The following is a 17,538-nucleotide window of genomic DNA, read 5'->3' on the forward strand; positions in this document are numbered from 1 at the left end:
ATTAAAGGGAAAAAGACATTGAACATATTTGTTCAATGTCTTTTTTATTACACTGCAGAGAAGCATGTATAATATACTTAAACGTCAATATAATTCTATTTTCCGAGGGGTGATTTGGATTAACGAGGAAGTACAAAGAGAGCTAAACCTATTAGTACAAAAAATTTGTGAAACCGTATCTTCTGTCCAAAAAATTATCCTTTTTGGCTCTCATGCTTATGGCACACCAAATAAAGATAGTGATTTTGATCTTTGTATTATTGTGGATGGTGTAGGATCAAGAAAAAGAGAAGTGATTAATCTTATCAATTGGGGTATTTACGATGTGATGGAAACACCAGTTGATATTTTAGTATATGGACCTGAAGAGTTTCAAGAACGTGCTAACCGTAATGTAACCATGGAATACAAAATTGCACTAGGGGGGCAAGTTTTATATGAAAAATACTGAGGATCTAGAAGAGTGGCTATTCATTGCAAAATCTAATTTAGATTCTGCTAGGTACTTAGCTCACATGAAACCTTTCCCTGCCTCAGTTATTTGTTACCATAGTCAACAATGTGTTGGGAAACCTCTAAAAGAATTTCTTACACTAAACGGTAGAACAGCCCCTAAAATTCATAACCTTTTAATTCTGCACAAATCTTGTCGTAAATTAGTTGAGGAGTTCTCATTGATTTTAGAACAATACGTGAAACTGAATGGTTATGTTACAGACATTCGTTATCCGTATTTTGAAGCACTTACTGTCCAAGATGGATTAATGGCTCAATATGCTCAAAAAGTAATGAGTTTCTATAATGAAAAATTAAACAAGCTAAATATACATGAAATTGTAATTGATTAAAAATAGAGGATATACATAAGAGAGGGTTCCTATAGCAAGGGACTCTCTTTTTCTATGTAGAAAAGAAGAGGCATGTTTTATAATGATGAATACTTATAGAGAAATTAAAGAGGAAATGAAAAAAGTCTATTTATCTCGAGATTGTTGTTTTGTAGGTTACAGTGGGGAAAAGATAGTCCGTTGACACTATTATGTAATACAATTGCTGAGATTCTGCTAGAGAACCGTACAAAACCTATTGATATCTTGGCTTCCTAGGTTGGAGTAGAAATACTTCTATGATTGCTGATATCTCACTGACATTACAAAATATCTAGGCTAATACAGATATATAAGCAGCTAATCGCTTGTTTATACACTTCTAAACCTCTCGTGATAATAGTAATTAAGAGCCTTACCTAATAAGACAAATAATGAATGTATTTCGCATTTGCTGCGCCAAGATACGTCTATTCAACCCTTCACGTTTTAATTCAAGTCGTATCATCTTTTGTATTGCAACCTCAGACAAAGCCTTTGGCGCATCTTTTTCGTAAACTCAACGATATGTTCCCTGATTAAAATTAAATGCTATAAACAAAGGATTATCTGTATACCGTCTAAGCCTTACATGTTCAGGAATAGTTGTATAGTATTTGTAAAGATGCTTTGTATCTTCCTTGGTTAAGGAAACAGACCTAGTTACTCCATTTTCTCCTGGAACAATTAAAGAGCAAGCTGTATATGGCTCATATTAAGCGATACAAGCCCTTGTAAGGACAACCCATAGTTTACTACTAAATTTATTATAGAAGCGTTTCTATCCATAATAAGAGGGCGATATTCAACGTGTCTTTCTGTTAATCCTTTTGTTGAAAGGGTAGTTTGTTTTAATAGTTTTTCTTCTGCTTCGGTAATAAAATCCTTATCACTTAGTGAATGATCAGGAATTAATGAGAAGTGAAAATCATCTACTGAAGTATCTATCGCTAAAGACATGTTCAATTTATTTAAGAACGGCCATATTCTGTGCCTTGTTTTCTAGCGCATAGAAATACTCCTAATAATTTTCTTTAGGTAGTTCACTTCATGATTTGATATCTAGGAGCTTCTCATTTGCTCTTAGTCACTTATAAAAACCAGTAATATCGTAATTATAACGTTCAATCCTAGATTGTTTACGTCCATTTTCTGCTAAATAAGCAGAAAACGCTTCTAATACTACTTCTATACTAATACCCTTGTTCATTATAATCACCTAAATTCTTATCATATATTATAACAAAAAATAAGTGAAAGACCTGCTACCGCCCTTTGCTACGCTCGGTTGCTGGCATATCAAAAAGGAAAACGGACAAACAACCCTTTTCCTTTTTGATATGTTGTTTTTTATTTTCAATGAAAAAAAGACAAATCTCGTCCTAATAAGGATTCGTAGATTTGTCTTTTTACATGGGAGTAATGATATGTTTAATTACCATTATTATAACGGATTTTACAAATTTTTTCAATTAGGTCTGACATCTTATTAACAATCATATTAGTAATAATAAAATCTAGTATAAATATATATCTTATATATTAAAAAGAAATAAAGACAAAACTTTTATAGGCTATCAAAAATGGGGAAGAGATCTACTCTCACAGGGAAAAATTTAATATTAGAACGTAAAAAATCATAAATAGTAGAAAATGTATCCCTAGATTTAATAATTATTAGACTTTCAATTCTACAAAAAAGCAGAAAGAAAATTATATGTTTCTACATGAAATCGGAAAAAAATTGATACAAATCATATTATATTTATTCAACCTTTAAAACAGAGTATTTTTTCTTTATTTTGGTAAATAGGGAAGCGTCTGGGTTTTGGTTATCCACATTTTGTTCAGAGAGTGTAGCTATTCGTTAACATAAATCACTATTTACACATAACTCACATTATTATTGATGATTTTTATTAGATATATACAACAACACTAGTAGTTACAATGATGTCAGAAAAATACTATTCACATTCGAGTATATTTGTCCTCATATCCACTGTTTTTATTAATATCCTTCTGATTTATTGTAGATATAAAATTGGATATTTTACTACACATAAAGAATACTTAATGTGTAGTGTGGAGATTCTACTATAGGTAGAAGAGGGTTTATATAGAAATGCATAAAAAAAGACTCCATTTTACATGAAGTCCTTCTAGTTTTGTATTTATAAATAGATTAGTAAAAAAAGGGCGGAATAAACCAAACACGAATAGCCCTCCACTTTCGATTTTTTCAAAAATAGAGAGCTTGTTGCTATTATTTTATTTCCATTGCGGTTAGCACCTGATCTGGAGCTGTTATTGTTACACCGGCACGTACTAAACGTTCGAAGGTACGCATAAATTCTAGTAAATTAAACTGCTTTGGTAGCTCAATCACACGAAGTTTTTCTTGTGGCAGCTTATCAATTGCCTCGATAAACCATTCACGTACATCACTTGGAATCGTGCGTTCTTTATGGCCACGAACTTTTAGTTTTTCACGCATTTCAATTTCTAAAGCGATATATGCATGGAGATTAACGCCCTGATCATATGCATATTTTCTAAATAACGTTTCTTCCTGGTATTTTAAATAATTAAGGTGATAAGATTCTTCCGTTATTGGTACCGCAAACTTCTGCTTCAGTAGTGCATGTACATTTCTAAACATCTTCTTAATGTTATGAAGAGAGTACATAGAATAATGTAGACCAAAATTAAAGACAGCTTGCTCACGGTCACTATTTCTCTCTTTTGGTATGTGCTGCGCAATAAGAGGATAGATACCTTCTTTCGCTGCTGTATCAAGAATTTGATATTGAGATGTCTGATGCAATAGTTTTTTCAATGTATATACAATTTTCGTTGGATATCCTTCTTTTCGATCAACCATATCACGAAGCCCACGAATGACACTGCGAATTTGACGATGACAAGTATGCTTTAAGACATGAATGAACTTATTCATGTCTGCAGACAGTTCACCGATATTCATTTCTTGTAGAAGTGATTCAATAAATTTCGCTTTACGAGCATAGGTAGCTCTTGGTGTAAACGGATCCCTGTATTGTTCCTCTCCAGATTCTTTCGTACATAAAAAGTCTGAATGGATAGACAGATATAATGTCGTATATCGTTTTGTATGCTTTACACCTTTTTGCATTTTGCAAATTTTGAATAGGGGACTACCCGTACATGGTAATGTAATTGTTAATTCATCGATAACCGCACGGATTTGATGCGGATATTTTTTATGTAAGAAACGATACATCCCGCCGAAGTGGGTTTTATTGCCTCTTTCGTCATGCTTATCTAATGAACGCTTTAACGTTGTTTCTGTATGTTGTTGCATTGCGATATCTAAGAATAGCTTCTTAGCCGCTACAGATAGCTTAAAGAAAGCTTTTGTAAATACAACAGGACTAATATATACGTACGAATTTGCTTTTTCTGTTTCCTCATTCAGAAAATGAGTGAGTTTAATTGTGTAACGACCATCAATTCCATTTTCAATGGAGATAATGTTATGTAAGCTTAACTTTTTCAAAGCAATATAGAATTGAGAGTGTTGGATATAAGCAAATTCTTCTTTATATTGCTTATAATCTTCCCAAATCATATGTATGGTTACATTTGGAATGACACCATTAGTAAAGCATTTCTTATGTAGATATAAAAATACTTCGAGATCAGCATTCGTAATGCCGTATAATTTGTGCTTTCTTCCAGTTTTTTCTGCAAGTGCAGACATTGCTCGACGTGAAAAAGATGGTTTGGCTTTTTCGACAAATCCGTCCACATCAGCAATACGATCTTCGTATGTCATGTGCTGTAGAATATCTTCTAAATAAGTATCTTTATAACTGTAGTACTTCTCCTCAAATGCTTCTACAAGCTTTTGCCAAGATTTGAGTGTTACTAAAACTGCGTTTGTTGATGCACCATTTAAGCTACGTTGATTACGTACCACAAATGATTTCCCCATCTTTTTCACCTCCGTTCTACAAATTCAGAAATATATGTAAAAATACTATAAAATATACCAATTTTGATTATAGCAAATCGAATTTTGTAAAAATGTGCCCTTTAAGAGAGAATTTCAAAAAAGGCAACACCTCATGGGCCTTAGAGCGACAAGGGATAGAAAAAATTTTTAAAATTTTTTTTGGTACGCGACTTGGGAAGGAATGTTGCTCTTTTCTTGTATGATGCTATTTAATGAGAAAAGGAGAAATCCTTTAATATCAATACTTTATTGATATTTCAATTGATTTTTGGTACGCAACTTGGGAAAGGTGTTGCTTCTTTTTCAGGAAAATGGGTACGCGACTTGGGAAAGAATTTTTGTGTAATATATAAATTACTTGTGATTTAACATCTTAAATCACCTGATATAACAGCATTTATGGCTGATTTCACTAATAAGATAGGTACGCGACTTGGGAAAAATGTTGCTTCTTTAGAAAAATAAGTACGCAAGATGGGAAGAATGTTGCTTCTTTTTTACATGAAATTAAATAATTTAAATGTTTGGTGTTGCTTCTTTAGAGAAATAAGTACGCAACACGGGAAAAATGTTGCTTATTCTAGTGAAATAGTACGTAATTTGAGAATGATGTTGCTTGTTTTGAACTAAGGGTACGCAAGATGGGAAAGATGTTGCATGTTTTACTTCCATTTAGTGAAAAGGGTTTACAAACTAATAAAAACTAAGTGTATTGTTGCTATTACAAATACGAAAGTTAATTCTTGAATATTAGTTTCCATTAGGACTAATTATTTTTAAATCCTTTCATGTTAAATTACATAGTTTGAATATTCAATTAAATATTTATAAATAAATTAAAATGTTAGAAAATACAGATATTATGGTATTATTATTTATGTAATATTCATTCCAAAAAGGGGGATTTTTCATGTTTAAGAAAGTAATAATTGGAACATTAGCAACTGGAATTATGTTATCTGGTGCTGGAGGAGTATTTGCGGAAACACCTACTGATACAGGTGTAAAATTAAAAACAATTGATAATAAAAAAAGTTTTGTTAAGAAAAAAGAAACCCAAGACTTTCCTGGTTACAAATCAAAAGGGGAAATACCCACTGTAAAAGAGTGGAATGGAGTGACTTGGTATTTAAAAGGAGCAACTGAAGTAAGTAAAAATTCATGGACAGGACATTATGAAGGGTGGCGAACAAGTAATAATTAAGAAACTTTAATTTATTACTCAAAAATAGGCAAAAAGACAGCAATAAATCAGCTGTCTTTTTGCCTATTTTTGATACCCATAACATTCTATTTTTTAAGCATCCATGTATGTCCGCAATTCATACAACCATTGACAATAATTTTTCTACCAATAAATCCACTGAATAAAGTTATTGTTGCCCCTAGGAGCATAATAAATCCAGCAATAAATATGGCTATACCACGAAGTAGAGAACTTATAGGAATTAGAAATAGAAGCTAATCCAGCTATAAGTGGAGCTAACATAAGAAACAGAATTAAAAACACGTTTATTACCAACTAATTGATCCGATTTACATTTCCTACAAACAATCCGTCGTCTTGTTATCTTTTCTTTTTGTACTGTCATGTTCAATCATCCTTATAAACTTTAAATTCAAATAAACTAATTATAGGATGTATTAATTACAATAAGATACAAATATTATTAAAACAAGCAAAATAACCCTAAACATAGGTCCTTTTGCTTATTTTTCAATGTAAACTTTTTATTATTAGTTTATATTCAAATCCCCATATTTCCTTTGAAAGAGAAACCGAGGCTATAAAAGCACTAAATAAAACCGTCACATACAAAATAATTAATGGTTGTATTTCTATGTATGCTATCTTTTTACGACATTAAAATATATTAGAATTAACATAGTATGAATGATTAGTAGCAATTGATATAATTGTATTAGAAGCAATTAGGAGGATTATTAGTGGAGAAGTTAAAAATACTATTTCAAAACACCTTATATATAGCTTACCCTCTTTTAACTGGAGTTGAGGGAAGTGAAAAGGTTTTAAATAAATGGCAACAATTCTATCAAGATGTAGAAAGAGATCTACAGGAAATTTACAACTCAACTTATTCATCACAGACTTTCGAAAGGCTAGTAAAATGGGTTTCTAAAAAGGAATCTTTAGGATTATCAGCGATAGACATTCTTCCAAAACTAGAAAATCATAGGGAAGAAATTTTTGAATGTCTAAGAGATGACTTATATATGGAGTTTGGAATTAAACTGCCTATTATCGCAAAAGAATTACCTTTATATTCAGAGGCTAAGAGTGATTATATAGAACGAAGTAATGCAGGGTTTATGTACCATTTATCAGACACTATTGCTAAGAATAAGTTTACAGATGACCAAGATAAGAATGTACGGATTGCTCAATTACAGGATAAACAAAATAGTCTAGTGGTAGTATCGTCACACGATGATGGTGATATGAAATTACAAAGGGAAGAATTAAAAAGATGGAATACACTGATTGATTCTACTTTTTTAACAAGGGTAATGGATGATTTGACGGCGGACTGCCTCGACATTGTAACTGAACTTTGGGTAAAGAGTGCGGAAAATGATAAGACTATTGTACCTGTACATTACGAACAAGTATTAGATATGTGTAATATGAAACAAATCAAAAATGGTAAGGCTTATTATCGAAAAGAAGACAGATTAAAGATTATGGAGCGATTAGCTGCTCTTGCTAGTATTTTTATTTATGTCAATGAAGATAATGAGATCGTGATATTAAATGAAGAAGATCCAAATGAAAGCCTAGCTTATAAAAAGCAAAGAATTCGAAGGTTATTTGTAATGGATGAAATTATCATTGCAAAAGATATTGATACGGATAAAACATTAGGAATAGAGAGTATGAACGTTACACCAGGAAGCTTTTTATCAAAATATCTCTATGGCTCTGAAAAACTAACAGGTTTATTATCAAAAAAAGCCCTAGAGTATAACAGCAAGCAACAGAGATATCACAAAAGATTAACCAGATATCTAAGTTGGCGTTGGCGCATTCAACAATCCTATCAACATTTAACACATTCTTATAGTATTGGTGGTCCTAAAGGGTTATTACAAGTAATGGAGATAAGTACGAATAGAAAACCAAGTCTAATAAGACAAGTTTTTGAAAAGACATTAGATGATCTTATGAGGGACCAAGTAATTCAAGAGTGGAAATACTCTCCCGAAATTGATGAAGAAAAATGTAAGGGGAAAAACTGGTTTGAAAACTACTGGTTAAAATTGAAAGTAATAATTTCTCCTACAAATGAACTTGTTAAATTACAACAAGAGTTGATTACTAAGAAAAGTAAGCAGCACGCACCATTGATCATTGAGATGGAAGAAAAGCCACCGGTAATTGAAGAGCAGCCAATAAGTATAGTAAATCAAGAAACCCCTAATAGTATTGAGTTTTATATTGAAAAGATGAACACGTATAAAGAGAAGAATAATAAAAGTATTCGTGAGTTAGCGAAAGAAATAGATATTTCGTATTCAACACTTTCAAGGATGTTATCCGGTAAAAGAAAACGATTAAATGATGATACGAAAAATAAGCTAGATAAGTGGATAGAAAGACAGGTAGTAGTTAATCTGCTGTAAACAATGATTTAAAAATAAATATATATAAACAAAAGGACTTAATCAAAGTAATGATTGATATTATCCTCTTTAGGTAGTGTAAAAAAGACAATCAGGTAAAATGAACATGCGAACAGAAAAAGGGGTTAAGAAAGGATACGGACTATGTGGAAGACTTTTATCAGTAATGTTTCAACAAATTTTCAATTTAAAGTTCCTGCAACTAAAGATGAAATATCCCAAATCAAAGAAAGACTTAATGTTGAATTACCTAATGACTTATCCAGTCTATTAAATGAAACAAATGGAGTGTTGGATGAATACGATTGTCTTTTCATTTGGTCAATTGAACAAATTCTTAAAGAGAACCTGAATTTACGAAGTTTTAACGATTTTAAAGATTTGTATATGCCTTTTAATTGTCTGTTGTTTTTTGCAGATGGAGGAAATGGTGACTTATTTGGGTATGCAATATTAAATGGAGTCATACAAAAAGATGATGTATATGTTTGGAATCATGAAAACGATAGCAGAACGTGGGTTGCCCCATCATTAAAAACATTTATTGAATGGTGGAATAATGGTACTATTACTGTTTAATTGCACTGTTTAATTGCACTTTCTAATTAAGTTAACGGGGGTTTTTATTTAATAGCAGATAAAAGAGAACACATATTGTATATGACTAATATGTGTTCTCTTTTATTTTTAAAGCTTTTTATAATTTAGGTCTTGATAACGTTTTGGAAAACTTATGGTTCTTTTTGTTTGCGGCAAAGTTATGCTCCTGGATTTGAAGAATATTTTTAATGTCGTTTTTTAAATAAAATGACATTGCTTATAAAAGAGGCGTAATGTTTTGAATAAAGTCTCGACGTTTTGTCCCTTAGGATCTGTTTATCTAAAGGGATATTTTTATAGTTCCAAAAAAATCTGAACGGAAAGGCCAATTAAGGAATTGTGAAGTAGCAATAAAGTTATTTCATTTTTAGTATGAGTTCTTTCTTAGAAAGACCTTCGTCACTATATTATTTAGATTAATTTGGTTGTATTCTCCAGTTCGAACAAATTTAAAAAAATAGTTGTAATTCATCTTGAATTGAAAGATAGATAAAAAACATCTTATTTTCTAGTTAAATTTTAGAAATGATAACTTTTTACACTTTTGGAGTAAAAACTCTTAAGTTTATAGGGATGTACGGTGACTGCCTTGTATGTTATTCAAGGATAGTACTTTATATAAGTATGCAATTGTACATATTCATATAAAGTACATAATACATAAAATCCCATAAAGTTATACCAAAAACATTTTTCATATGGACTTTATTAAGATTCAGTAATACCAACAAATTTTATCTTTGATTATAGCAGTGAAATGGTATCAATTCCTGAAGTGATACTATTATGAAAACTTTTTTAATATAATTAGGAAAAAACAAAAGATTTAATGTCAGAATAATCAAACATAATATATACGATTTTCTAGTTTACTTATGAAAAATATAGTGATTAAAATGGGGGGAAGTAAGGACCTTATATTCTATTAAAAATAAAGAAAAAAACGAGATCCACTTACTCTTTTGAAAAATTTTTTATCCTCAAGTGTGTGTGAAGAAATCCTAACGTTAGGTTGTACAACATTTACGATCAAAACTTGTAAAAAACAATAGTGAAGAGGTGTAAGGAATGAAGAATAAAATTATGACAGGATTTTTAATAACATCAATTGCTACCGGGGCGACTATTCCTATCAATACTCTCGCAACGCCAATCGTTCAAGCAGAAACAAAACAAGATAATATAGATATTTCCTCAGCGTTACGAAAAATAGGTGCACACTCCAAATTAACACAAACCTTTATCGATGGAGCCTTAGCAAGTCCGAATGTACAACTTGTAGAAGTTCCATCTTTAAATACAACTCAATTTCTAATTAAACAAGATATGAAAGAGTGGTCATCTGAACTTTATCCCAAATTAATTCTATTAAATTCAAAAAGTAAAGGATTTGTAACTAAATTTAATAGTTATTATCCAACATTAAAAGGATTTGTAGATAATAAGGAAGATAAAGAAGGGTTTACAGATAGACTGGAAGTCCTTCAAGACATGACCATAACAAACCAAGAAAGTGTGCAACGTCAAATTAATGAGTTAACAGATCTAAAACTACAGTTAGATAAAAAGGTGAAAAATCTTGATACTGATGTGGCAAAAGCACAGAGTGTCCTTAATTCAGAGGGAACAGGAAAAATAGATAAGTTAAAAAATGAAATGCTAGATACAAAAAAATCAATTCAAAATGATTTACAGCAAATAGCATTATTACCAGGAGCCTTAAATGAACAAGGGCTAAAGGTATTCCAAGAAATTTATAGTCTATCGAAAGATATCATTGAACCGGCTGCTCAAACAGCAGTAGTAGCGTATAACAAAGGAAAAGAAATAAACAATGCTATTGTAGACGCAGAGAAGAAAGCAGAGCAAGAAGCAAAAGAAAAGGGAAAATCAGCTATAGAAATTGAGGCTGCAAAAAAAGAAGCACGTGAAGCAATAGAGAAAAGTAAAAAAGGTGAAATCGCTGCAGCTGCAGTTACAAAAACGAAAGAGTATGATCTTATGAAAGTGATTGATCCTGAAAAAATAAAAAAAACATATAATACTTTTGCTGAAATTAATAAACTAACAGCAGAGCAACGTGCATATTTAAATGATTTAGAGAAACAAAATCAAAAATTATATGACTTAACAACTAAATTAACTGTAGCGGATTTACAAAAATCAATGATTCTTTTCATGCAAAATGATTTGCATACATTTGCTAACCAAGTAGATGGAGAAATTGAGCTAATGAAACGTTACAAAGAGGATTTGGATCTAATAAATAATAGTATTACAAAATTATCGACTGAAGTTGATGCCAATAACACTCAGTCTCAAAAAGATACATTAAGACGATTAAAAATTGTAACAACTCAACTCGAAGAACAAGTTTATAAATTCTAATATTAAGAACATAGGTTTATCAAAAAGATTATATTGCAACTGAAAATAAGGAGGAGATCAAATGATGAAATTTCCATTTAAGGTTATAACTTTAGCCACTTTAGCAACGGTTATAACTGCTACGAATGGTAGTACTATTCATGCACTTGCACAAGAACAGACAGCTCAGGAACAGAAAATAGAAAATTATGCGTTAGGACCTGAAGGATTAAAGAAAGCATTGGCTGAAACAGGCTCTCATATTCTTGTAATGGATTTATACGCCAAAACTATGATTAAGCAACCGAATGTAAATTTATCCAACATTGATTTAGGTTCCGCGGGAGGAGAATTAATCAAAAATATTCACCTAAATCAGGAACTGTCACGAATCAATGCAAATTACTGGTTAGATACAGCGAAGCCAAACATTCAAAAAACAGCGCGTAATATTGTAAATTATGATGAGCAATTTCAAAACTATTACGACACACTAGTAGACACTGTAAAAAAGAAAGATAAGGTGAGCCTCAAAGAAGGAATAGGGGATTTAATCAATACAATTCATATAAATTCAAATGATGTTACGGAAGTCATTAAGATGTTAGAGGCTTTTAAAACAAAGTTGTATACAAATACTGTAGATTTTAAAAATAATGTTGGTGGTCCAGATGGACAGGGCGGATTAACGGCTATATTAGCGGGAAAACAAGCACTAGTCCCACAGCTTCAGGCCGAAATTGAGAATTTACGTTCTACACAGAAATCACATTTTGATAATGTATTAGCCTGGTCAATTGGTGGTGGATTAGGAGCTGCTATTTTAGTTATTGGAACGATTGCAGGAGCGGTAGTAATTGTTGTGACGGGTGGTACAGCTACACCAGCTGTTGTTGGTGGTCTTACAGCTCTAGGAGCCGCTGGTATCGGTTTAGGAACAGCAGCTGGTGTCGAGGCATCTAATCATATGAATTCTTATAATGAAATTTCGAATAAAATCGGAGAATTAAGTATGAAAGCTGATCTGGCTAATCAAGCGGTTATTTCACTTACTAATACCAAGGACACTCTAACATATTTGTATCAGACAGTGGACCAAGCAATCATGTCTCTAACAAGTATTCAGCAACAATGGAATAAAATGGGGGCTAATTATAAAGATTTATATGATAATATCGATCAAATGCAAGAACATAAACTTTCGTTAATACCTGACGATTTAAAAGCTGCTAAACAAAGTTGGAATGATATTCATAAGGACGCAGAATTCATTTCCAAAGACATTGCTTTTAAACAAGAAAAGACAAACTAAAAATTAATATATATTCATAGGAGGAATTAAAGTGAATAATAATTTTCCTTATAAACTACTTGCTGTATCGACGTTTTTAACCCTGACAACAACTACTGTAGTTTCACCAGTAGCTGCTTTTGCAAGTGAAAGTAAAATAGAACAAACCAGTACGGAAGATATATCTCTTTCTGTAAACAGTGAAAAGATGAAAAAAGCTTTGCAAGATGCTGGGGTATTTGCAAAATCCATGAATGATTACTCTTATTTGTTAATTAATAATCCAGATGTTAACTTTGAAGGAATTGATATTAAAGGATATACAAATCTACCTAGTCAAATTGCACAAGATCAAAAGAATGCAAGAGAGCATGCTACAAAATGGGATGCGCACATAAAAAAACAACTTTTAGATACCCTTACAGGAATTGTAGAGTATGATACCACATTTGACAATTATTACGATACATTAGTAGAAGCAATTAATGAAGGAGATGCAGATACATTAAAAGAAGGCATTACAGATTTACAAGGTGAGATTAAACAAAACCAAGCATATACACAGAATTTAATACAAGAACTAGCTAAGTTAAGAGATAGTATTGGAGAAGATGTCCGAGCATTTGGAGGTCATAAAGATATCTTGCAATCGATTTTAAAAAATCAAGCATCTGGAATAGATGAAGATGAAAAACGCCTAAATGATGTTTTAGAGCAAATAAGACATTTTAAACAAGTAGAATCGGATGGAATAATAACTGTATCATATCCCTCAATCCCTACATGGATTGCTGGAGGTGTAATGATAGGGGTAGCAAGAAATAATTTAGGTACGTTAGAGCCGTTATTAGCGCAATTACGGCAAACGGTAGACTATAAAATAACATTAAATCGTGTAGTTGGGGTTGCGTATAATAATATTGCTGAAATGCAAAATGCAATTGGATCAGCTATTAATGCTCTTACCTATATGTCAGCACAATGGCATGATTTAGATTCTCAATATTCAGGAGTACTTAATCATATTGATAAAGCATCCCAAAAGGCAGATCAAAATAAATTTAAATTTTTAAAACCTAACCTGAATGCAGCAAAAGATAGTTGGAAAACATTAAGAGCAGATGCATTTACATTAAAAGAAGGAATAAAAACATTAAAAATGGATCCTGTTTCTTCGAAAAAATAGGGAAGTATACTAAAAAGGTGGAGTTGTATCAAGAGCTTCACCTTTTTTTATTGTAGTTGAGTTGTAAGAGCAAGTTTCATCTTGTTTCAATTATGAAAGGGCTTATTTGAGCCGATTAGTGTATATATAGCTTATTTTGCTATGTACATATTTAATCGACTTGAAGAAGTTCTTTTTGTGTTGCCTTCAAGTTAGGAATCACTTGTATATAGAACATCCGAGGCTAATAGTACACTAAATGAAAAAAGCACATAATTTGTGCTCGTTTTTCTCATGAAACAATAGGGGTTTATTTAAAGGAAACGATCTATGATTGCAATTGTATGGAATATCTAAACATTCAAAAGTTAAATACATCCGAACAAATTAAATTTATGCATAATGGACAAATGGTATTAAGAACATTACAAGACATATGTAATGAGAGAAAATTTACTATCATCGCTTGTACCGTAGTAAAGATATTAAAATAAATAGGCACGAGGGCTTATATTTAGATATTACAACTAAAAAATAATGTGAGTAACTAGCACAGCTATTAAGCTTTTTTCATTTAGAAAAATACTATGGACATTATTAAAGATCATTATTATTAAATTTTTTTGATTAGATCTGACATTGTATTAACACTCATACTACTAATAATAAAATCTATTATAAATATATATCTTATATATTAAAAAGAAATAAAGATAAAACTATTATAGGTTATCAAAAATAGGGGGAAACTCTACTCCCACAAGGGAAAATTTGATGTTAGAACGTAAAAAATCATAAATAGTAAAAAATGTATCCGTAGATTCAATAATTATAAGACTTTCAATTCTACAAAAAAGCAGAAAGAAAATCATATGTTTCTACATGAAATCGGAAAGAAATTGATACAAATTACTTTATATTTATCCAACTATGGAAATAGGCTTCATTTTCTTTATTTTGGTAAATAAGCAGTATTTAACGTTCAATTATCCACATTTTATTCAGAAAATGTAGTTATTTGTTAACATAACTCACTATTTACACATAACTCACATTATTATTGATGATTTTTATTAGATATATACAACAACACTAGTAGTTACAATGATGTCAGAAAAATACTATTCACATTCGAGTATATTTGTCCTCATATCCACTGTTTTTATAATTTTATTTTTGATTTTTTGTAGGTATTATGAGATAGGTTTTATTACATTAGAAGAATACTCCCTAGTACTATGTGGAGAGTTATATAGTGCTAGAAGAGAATTTGTATAGAAGTGCATAAAAAAAGACTTCATTTTACATGAAGTCCTTCTGATTTTGTATTTATAAATAGAGTAGTAGAAAAGGAGTATGAATGAAACAACTACGAATAGCCCTCTACTTTCGATTTTTTCAAAAATAGAGAGCTCATTACTATTATTTTATTTCCATTGCGGTTAGCACCTGATCTGGAGTTGTTATTGTTATTCCAGCACGTACTAAACGTTCGAAGGTACGCATAAACTCTAGTAAATTAAACTGCTTTGGTAGTTCAATAACACGAAGTTTTTCTTGTGGCAGCTTATCAATTGCCTCGATAAACCATTCACGTACATCACTTGGAATCGTGCGTTCTTTATGGCCACGAACTTTTAGTTTTTCACGCATTTCAATTTCTAAAGCGATATATGCATGGAGATTAACGCCCTGATCATATGCATATTTTCTAAATAACGTTTCTTCCTGGTATTTTAGATAATTACGGTGATAAGACTCTTCCGTCACTGGTACCGCAAACTTCTGCTTCAGTAGTGCATGTACATTTCTAAACATCTTCTTAATGTTATGAAGAGAATACATAGAATAATGTAGACCAAAATTAAAGACAGCTTGCTCACGGTCACTATTTCTCTCTTTTGGTATATGCTGCGCAATAAGAGGGTAGATACCTTCTTTTGCCGCTGTATCGAGAATTTGATATTGAGATGTTTGATGCAATAGTTTCTTCAATGTATATACAATTTTCGTTGGATATCCTTCTTTTCGATCAACCATGTCACGTAGTCCGCGGATTACACTGCGAATTTGACGATGACAAGTATGCTTTAATACATGAATGAATTTATTCATGTCTGCAGACAATTCACCAATATTCATCTCTTGTAGGACTGCTTCGATAAATTTCGCTTTTCGAGCATAGGTAACTTTTGGTGTAAATGGATCCCTATGTTGTTCTTCTTCAGCTTCTTTCGAACATAAGAAGTCTGAATGGATAGACAGATATAATGTTGTATATCGTTTTGTATGCTTTACACCTTTTTGCATTTTGCAAATTTTGAATAGGGGATTCCCCGTACATGGTAATGCAGTTGTTAATTCCTCGATAACCGCACGAATCTGATGCGGATATTTTTTATGTAAGAAACGATACATCCCACCGAAGTGAGTTTTGTTTCCTCTTTCGTCCTGCTTGTCCAAAGAACGCTTTAATGTTGTTTCCGTATGTTGTTGCATCGCAATGTCTAAGAATAATTTCTTAGCTGCTACAGATAGTTTAAAGAAAGCCTTTGTAAATACAACAGGACTAATATATACGTATGGATTTGCTTTTTCTGTTTCCTCGTTCATAAAATGAGTTAGTTTGATTGTATATCGGCTATCTAAGCCATTTTCAATAGAGATAATGTTATGTAAGCTTAACTTTTTCAAAGCGATATAGAATTGAGAATGCTGAATGTATGCAAGCTCTTCTTTATATTGCTTGTAATCTTCCCACATCATATGTATGGTTACATTGGGAATAACACCATTTGTATAGCATTTCTTATGTAGATATAAGAACACTTCAAGATCAGCATTCGTGATGCCGTATAATCTATGCTTTCTTCCAGTTTTTTCTGCAAGTGCAGACATTGCGCGACGTGAAAAAGATGGTTTAGCTTTTTCAACAAAGCCTTCTACGTCAGCAATGCGATCTTCGTATGTCATGTGCTGTAGAATATCTTCTAAATAAGTATCTTTATAACTGTAGTACTTCTCTTCAAATGCTTCCACAAGCTTTTGCCAAGATTTGAGTGTTACTAAAACTGCGTTTGTTGTTTCCCCATTTAAGCTACGTTGATTACGTATCACAAATGATTTCCCCATCTTTTTCACCTCCGTTCTACAAATTCAGAAATATATGCCAAAATACTATAAAATATACCAATTTTGATTATAGCAAATCGAAAATTGATGAAAGGTGCTCCTTTAAGAAGAAAAATAGCAACTTGCAACACCTTATAAAGCTAGTTGTATCAAGGGATAAGAGAATTTCATGAATTTTTTTTGTGTTAAGGATACCGCAAACGTGTTGCATGTTGGATGATAAGTGTATGAGTACGTAAGAAATCCTCTAAACCCTTGATATATATGGATTTAGAGGGAATACGCTAAGTGATTTAGGGTGAGGATACCGCAAACGTGTTGCAAGTTAGTGAACGCAATCATTAAAAATGAATTGTAATAATTATCTTTGATATAAAAGGATTTGTTGGCATTTATAGAATGAAAGTAGGGAAAGGATACCGCAAACAGTGTTGCATCTTGTGAGGGAAATAAGGGCATGCATACCGCAAACGTGTTG

At 31.7% G+C, this 17,538-nt stretch carries 10 protein-coding genes and 2 pseudogenes; 9 read left to right on the forward strand and 3 right to left on the reverse strand.

Annotation, left to right across the window (positions count from 1 at the left end; translation table 11 throughout):
* Positions 1 to 64 precede the first annotated feature (64 nt).
* The 3 genes and pseudogenes from V7S45_RS29850 to V7S45_RS29860 all read left to right on the forward strand — a co-directional run.
* Positions 65 to 451 carry a nucleotidyltransferase domain-containing protein gene (locus V7S45_RS29850; protein ID WP_000282363.1) on the forward strand — a complete coding sequence of 129 codons (387 nt, stop codon included), beginning with the start codon at positions 65 to 67 and terminating at the stop codon, positions 449 to 451.
* Entirely contained in the window at positions 438 to 848 is a 411-nt protein-coding gene (locus V7S45_RS29855; RefSeq protein ID WP_342762045.1) for a HEPN domain-containing protein, read from the forward strand. Before V7S45_RS29850 ends, V7S45_RS29855 begins: the two co-directional genes overlap by 14 nt.
* 82 nt (positions 849 to 930) lie before the next feature.
* Positions 931 to 1,103, forward strand: a pseudogene (locus V7S45_RS29860) (phosphoadenosine phosphosulfate reductase); the annotation flags it as partial.
* Between the two features lie 142 nt (positions 1,104 to 1,245).
* Here the strand turns inward: V7S45_RS29860 and V7S45_RS29865 are convergent.
* Both V7S45_RS29865 and V7S45_RS29870 read right to left on the reverse strand, forming a co-directional pair.
* Positions 1,246 to 2,076 (reverse strand): annotated as a pseudogene (locus V7S45_RS29865) (integrase); the annotation flags it as partial.
* 1,056 nt (positions 2,077 to 3,132) lie between these two features.
* Positions 3,133 to 4,842, reverse strand: a complete 1,710-nt coding sequence (locus tag V7S45_RS29870; RefSeq protein ID WP_000520292.1) for a hypothetical protein — start codon at positions 4,840 to 4,842, stop codon at positions 3,133 to 3,135.
* Positions 4,843 to 5,773: 931 nt separating this feature from the next.
* Between V7S45_RS29870 and V7S45_RS29875 the strand changes: the two genes are divergently transcribed.
* From V7S45_RS29875 to V7S45_RS29900, 6 genes are all read left to right on the forward strand, one after another.
* Entirely contained in the window at positions 5,774 to 6,067 is a 294-nt protein-coding gene (locus tag V7S45_RS29875) for an LCI fold-containing protein (RefSeq protein ID WP_000475233.1), read from the forward strand.
* Positions 6,068 to 6,810: 743 nt separating this feature from the next.
* On the forward strand, positions 6,811 to 8,505 hold the full coding sequence (locus V7S45_RS29880) for a helix-turn-helix transcriptional regulator (protein WP_060852676.1): 1,695 nt from the start codon (positions 6,811 to 6,813) through the stop codon (positions 8,503 to 8,505).
* Between the two features lie 144 nt (positions 8,506 to 8,649).
* Positions 8,650 to 9,084 (forward strand): SMI1/KNR4 family protein, encoded by a 435-nt coding sequence (locus V7S45_RS29885; protein WP_342762046.1) that lies wholly within the window; start codon positions 8,650 to 8,652, stop codon positions 9,082 to 9,084.
* Positions 9,085 to 10,173: 1,089 nt separating this feature from the next.
* Positions 10,174 to 11,493 carry an HBL/NHE enterotoxin family protein gene (locus V7S45_RS29890; protein ID WP_000790991.1) on the forward strand — a complete coding sequence of 440 codons (1,320 nt, stop codon included), beginning with the start codon at positions 10,174 to 10,176 and terminating at the stop codon, positions 11,491 to 11,493.
* Positions 11,494 to 11,554: 61 nt separating this feature from the next.
* Positions 11,555 to 12,784: an HBL/NHE enterotoxin family protein gene (locus tag V7S45_RS29895; protein ID WP_081003133.1), complete on the forward strand. Its 1,230-nt coding sequence runs from the start codon at positions 11,555 to 11,557 to the stop codon at positions 12,782 to 12,784.
* A gap of 31 nt (positions 12,785 to 12,815) precedes the next feature.
* Entirely contained in the window at positions 12,816 to 13,949 is a 1,134-nt protein-coding gene (locus tag V7S45_RS29900; protein ID WP_001063467.1) for an HBL/NHE enterotoxin family protein, read from the forward strand.
* A gap of 1,401 nt (positions 13,950 to 15,350) precedes the next feature.
* Here V7S45_RS29900 and V7S45_RS29905 read toward each other — a convergent pair.
* Positions 15,351 to 17,060 (reverse strand): hypothetical protein, encoded by a 1,710-nt coding sequence (locus V7S45_RS29905; RefSeq protein ID WP_342762047.1) that lies wholly within the window; start codon positions 17,058 to 17,060, stop codon positions 15,351 to 15,353.
* Positions 17,061 to 17,538 lie beyond the last annotated feature (478 nt).

Source organism: Bacillus sp. BR3(2024) (assembly GCF_039134555.1).
GTDB classification, from domain to species: domain Bacteria; phylum Bacillota; class Bacilli; order Bacillales; family Bacillaceae_G; genus Bacillus_A; species Bacillus_A cereus.

What these genes read in the sequence shown, in the direction of transcription:
- V7S45_RS29870 (WP_000520292.1), bottom strand. Translation starts at nt 4,842, where the DNA reads ATGGGGAAATCATTTGTGGTACGTAATCAACGTAGCTTAAATGGTGCA.
- V7S45_RS29885 (WP_342762046.1), top strand. Translation starts at nt 8,650, where the DNA reads ATGTGGAAGACTTTTATCAGTAATGTTTCAACAAATTTTCAATTTAAA.
- V7S45_RS29855 (WP_342762045.1), top strand. Translation starts at nt 438, where the DNA reads ATGAAAAATACTGAGGATCTAGAAGAGTGGCTATTCATTGCAAAATCT.
- V7S45_RS29905 (WP_342762047.1), bottom strand. Translation starts at nt 17,060, where the DNA reads ATGGGGAAATCATTTGTGATACGTAATCAACGTAGCTTAAATGGGGAA.
- V7S45_RS29895 (WP_081003133.1), top strand. Translation starts at nt 11,555, where the DNA reads ATGATGAAATTTCCATTTAAGGTTATAACTTTAGCCACTTTAGCAACG.
- V7S45_RS29890 (WP_000790991.1), top strand. Translation starts at nt 10,174, where the DNA reads ATGAAGAATAAAATTATGACAGGATTTTTAATAACATCAATTGCTACC.
- V7S45_RS29850 (WP_000282363.1), top strand. Translation starts at nt 65, where the DNA reads ATGTATAATATACTTAAACGTCAATATAATTCTATTTTCCGAGGGGTG.
- V7S45_RS29875 (WP_000475233.1), top strand. Translation starts at nt 5,774, where the DNA reads ATGTTTAAGAAAGTAATAATTGGAACATTAGCAACTGGAATTATGTTA.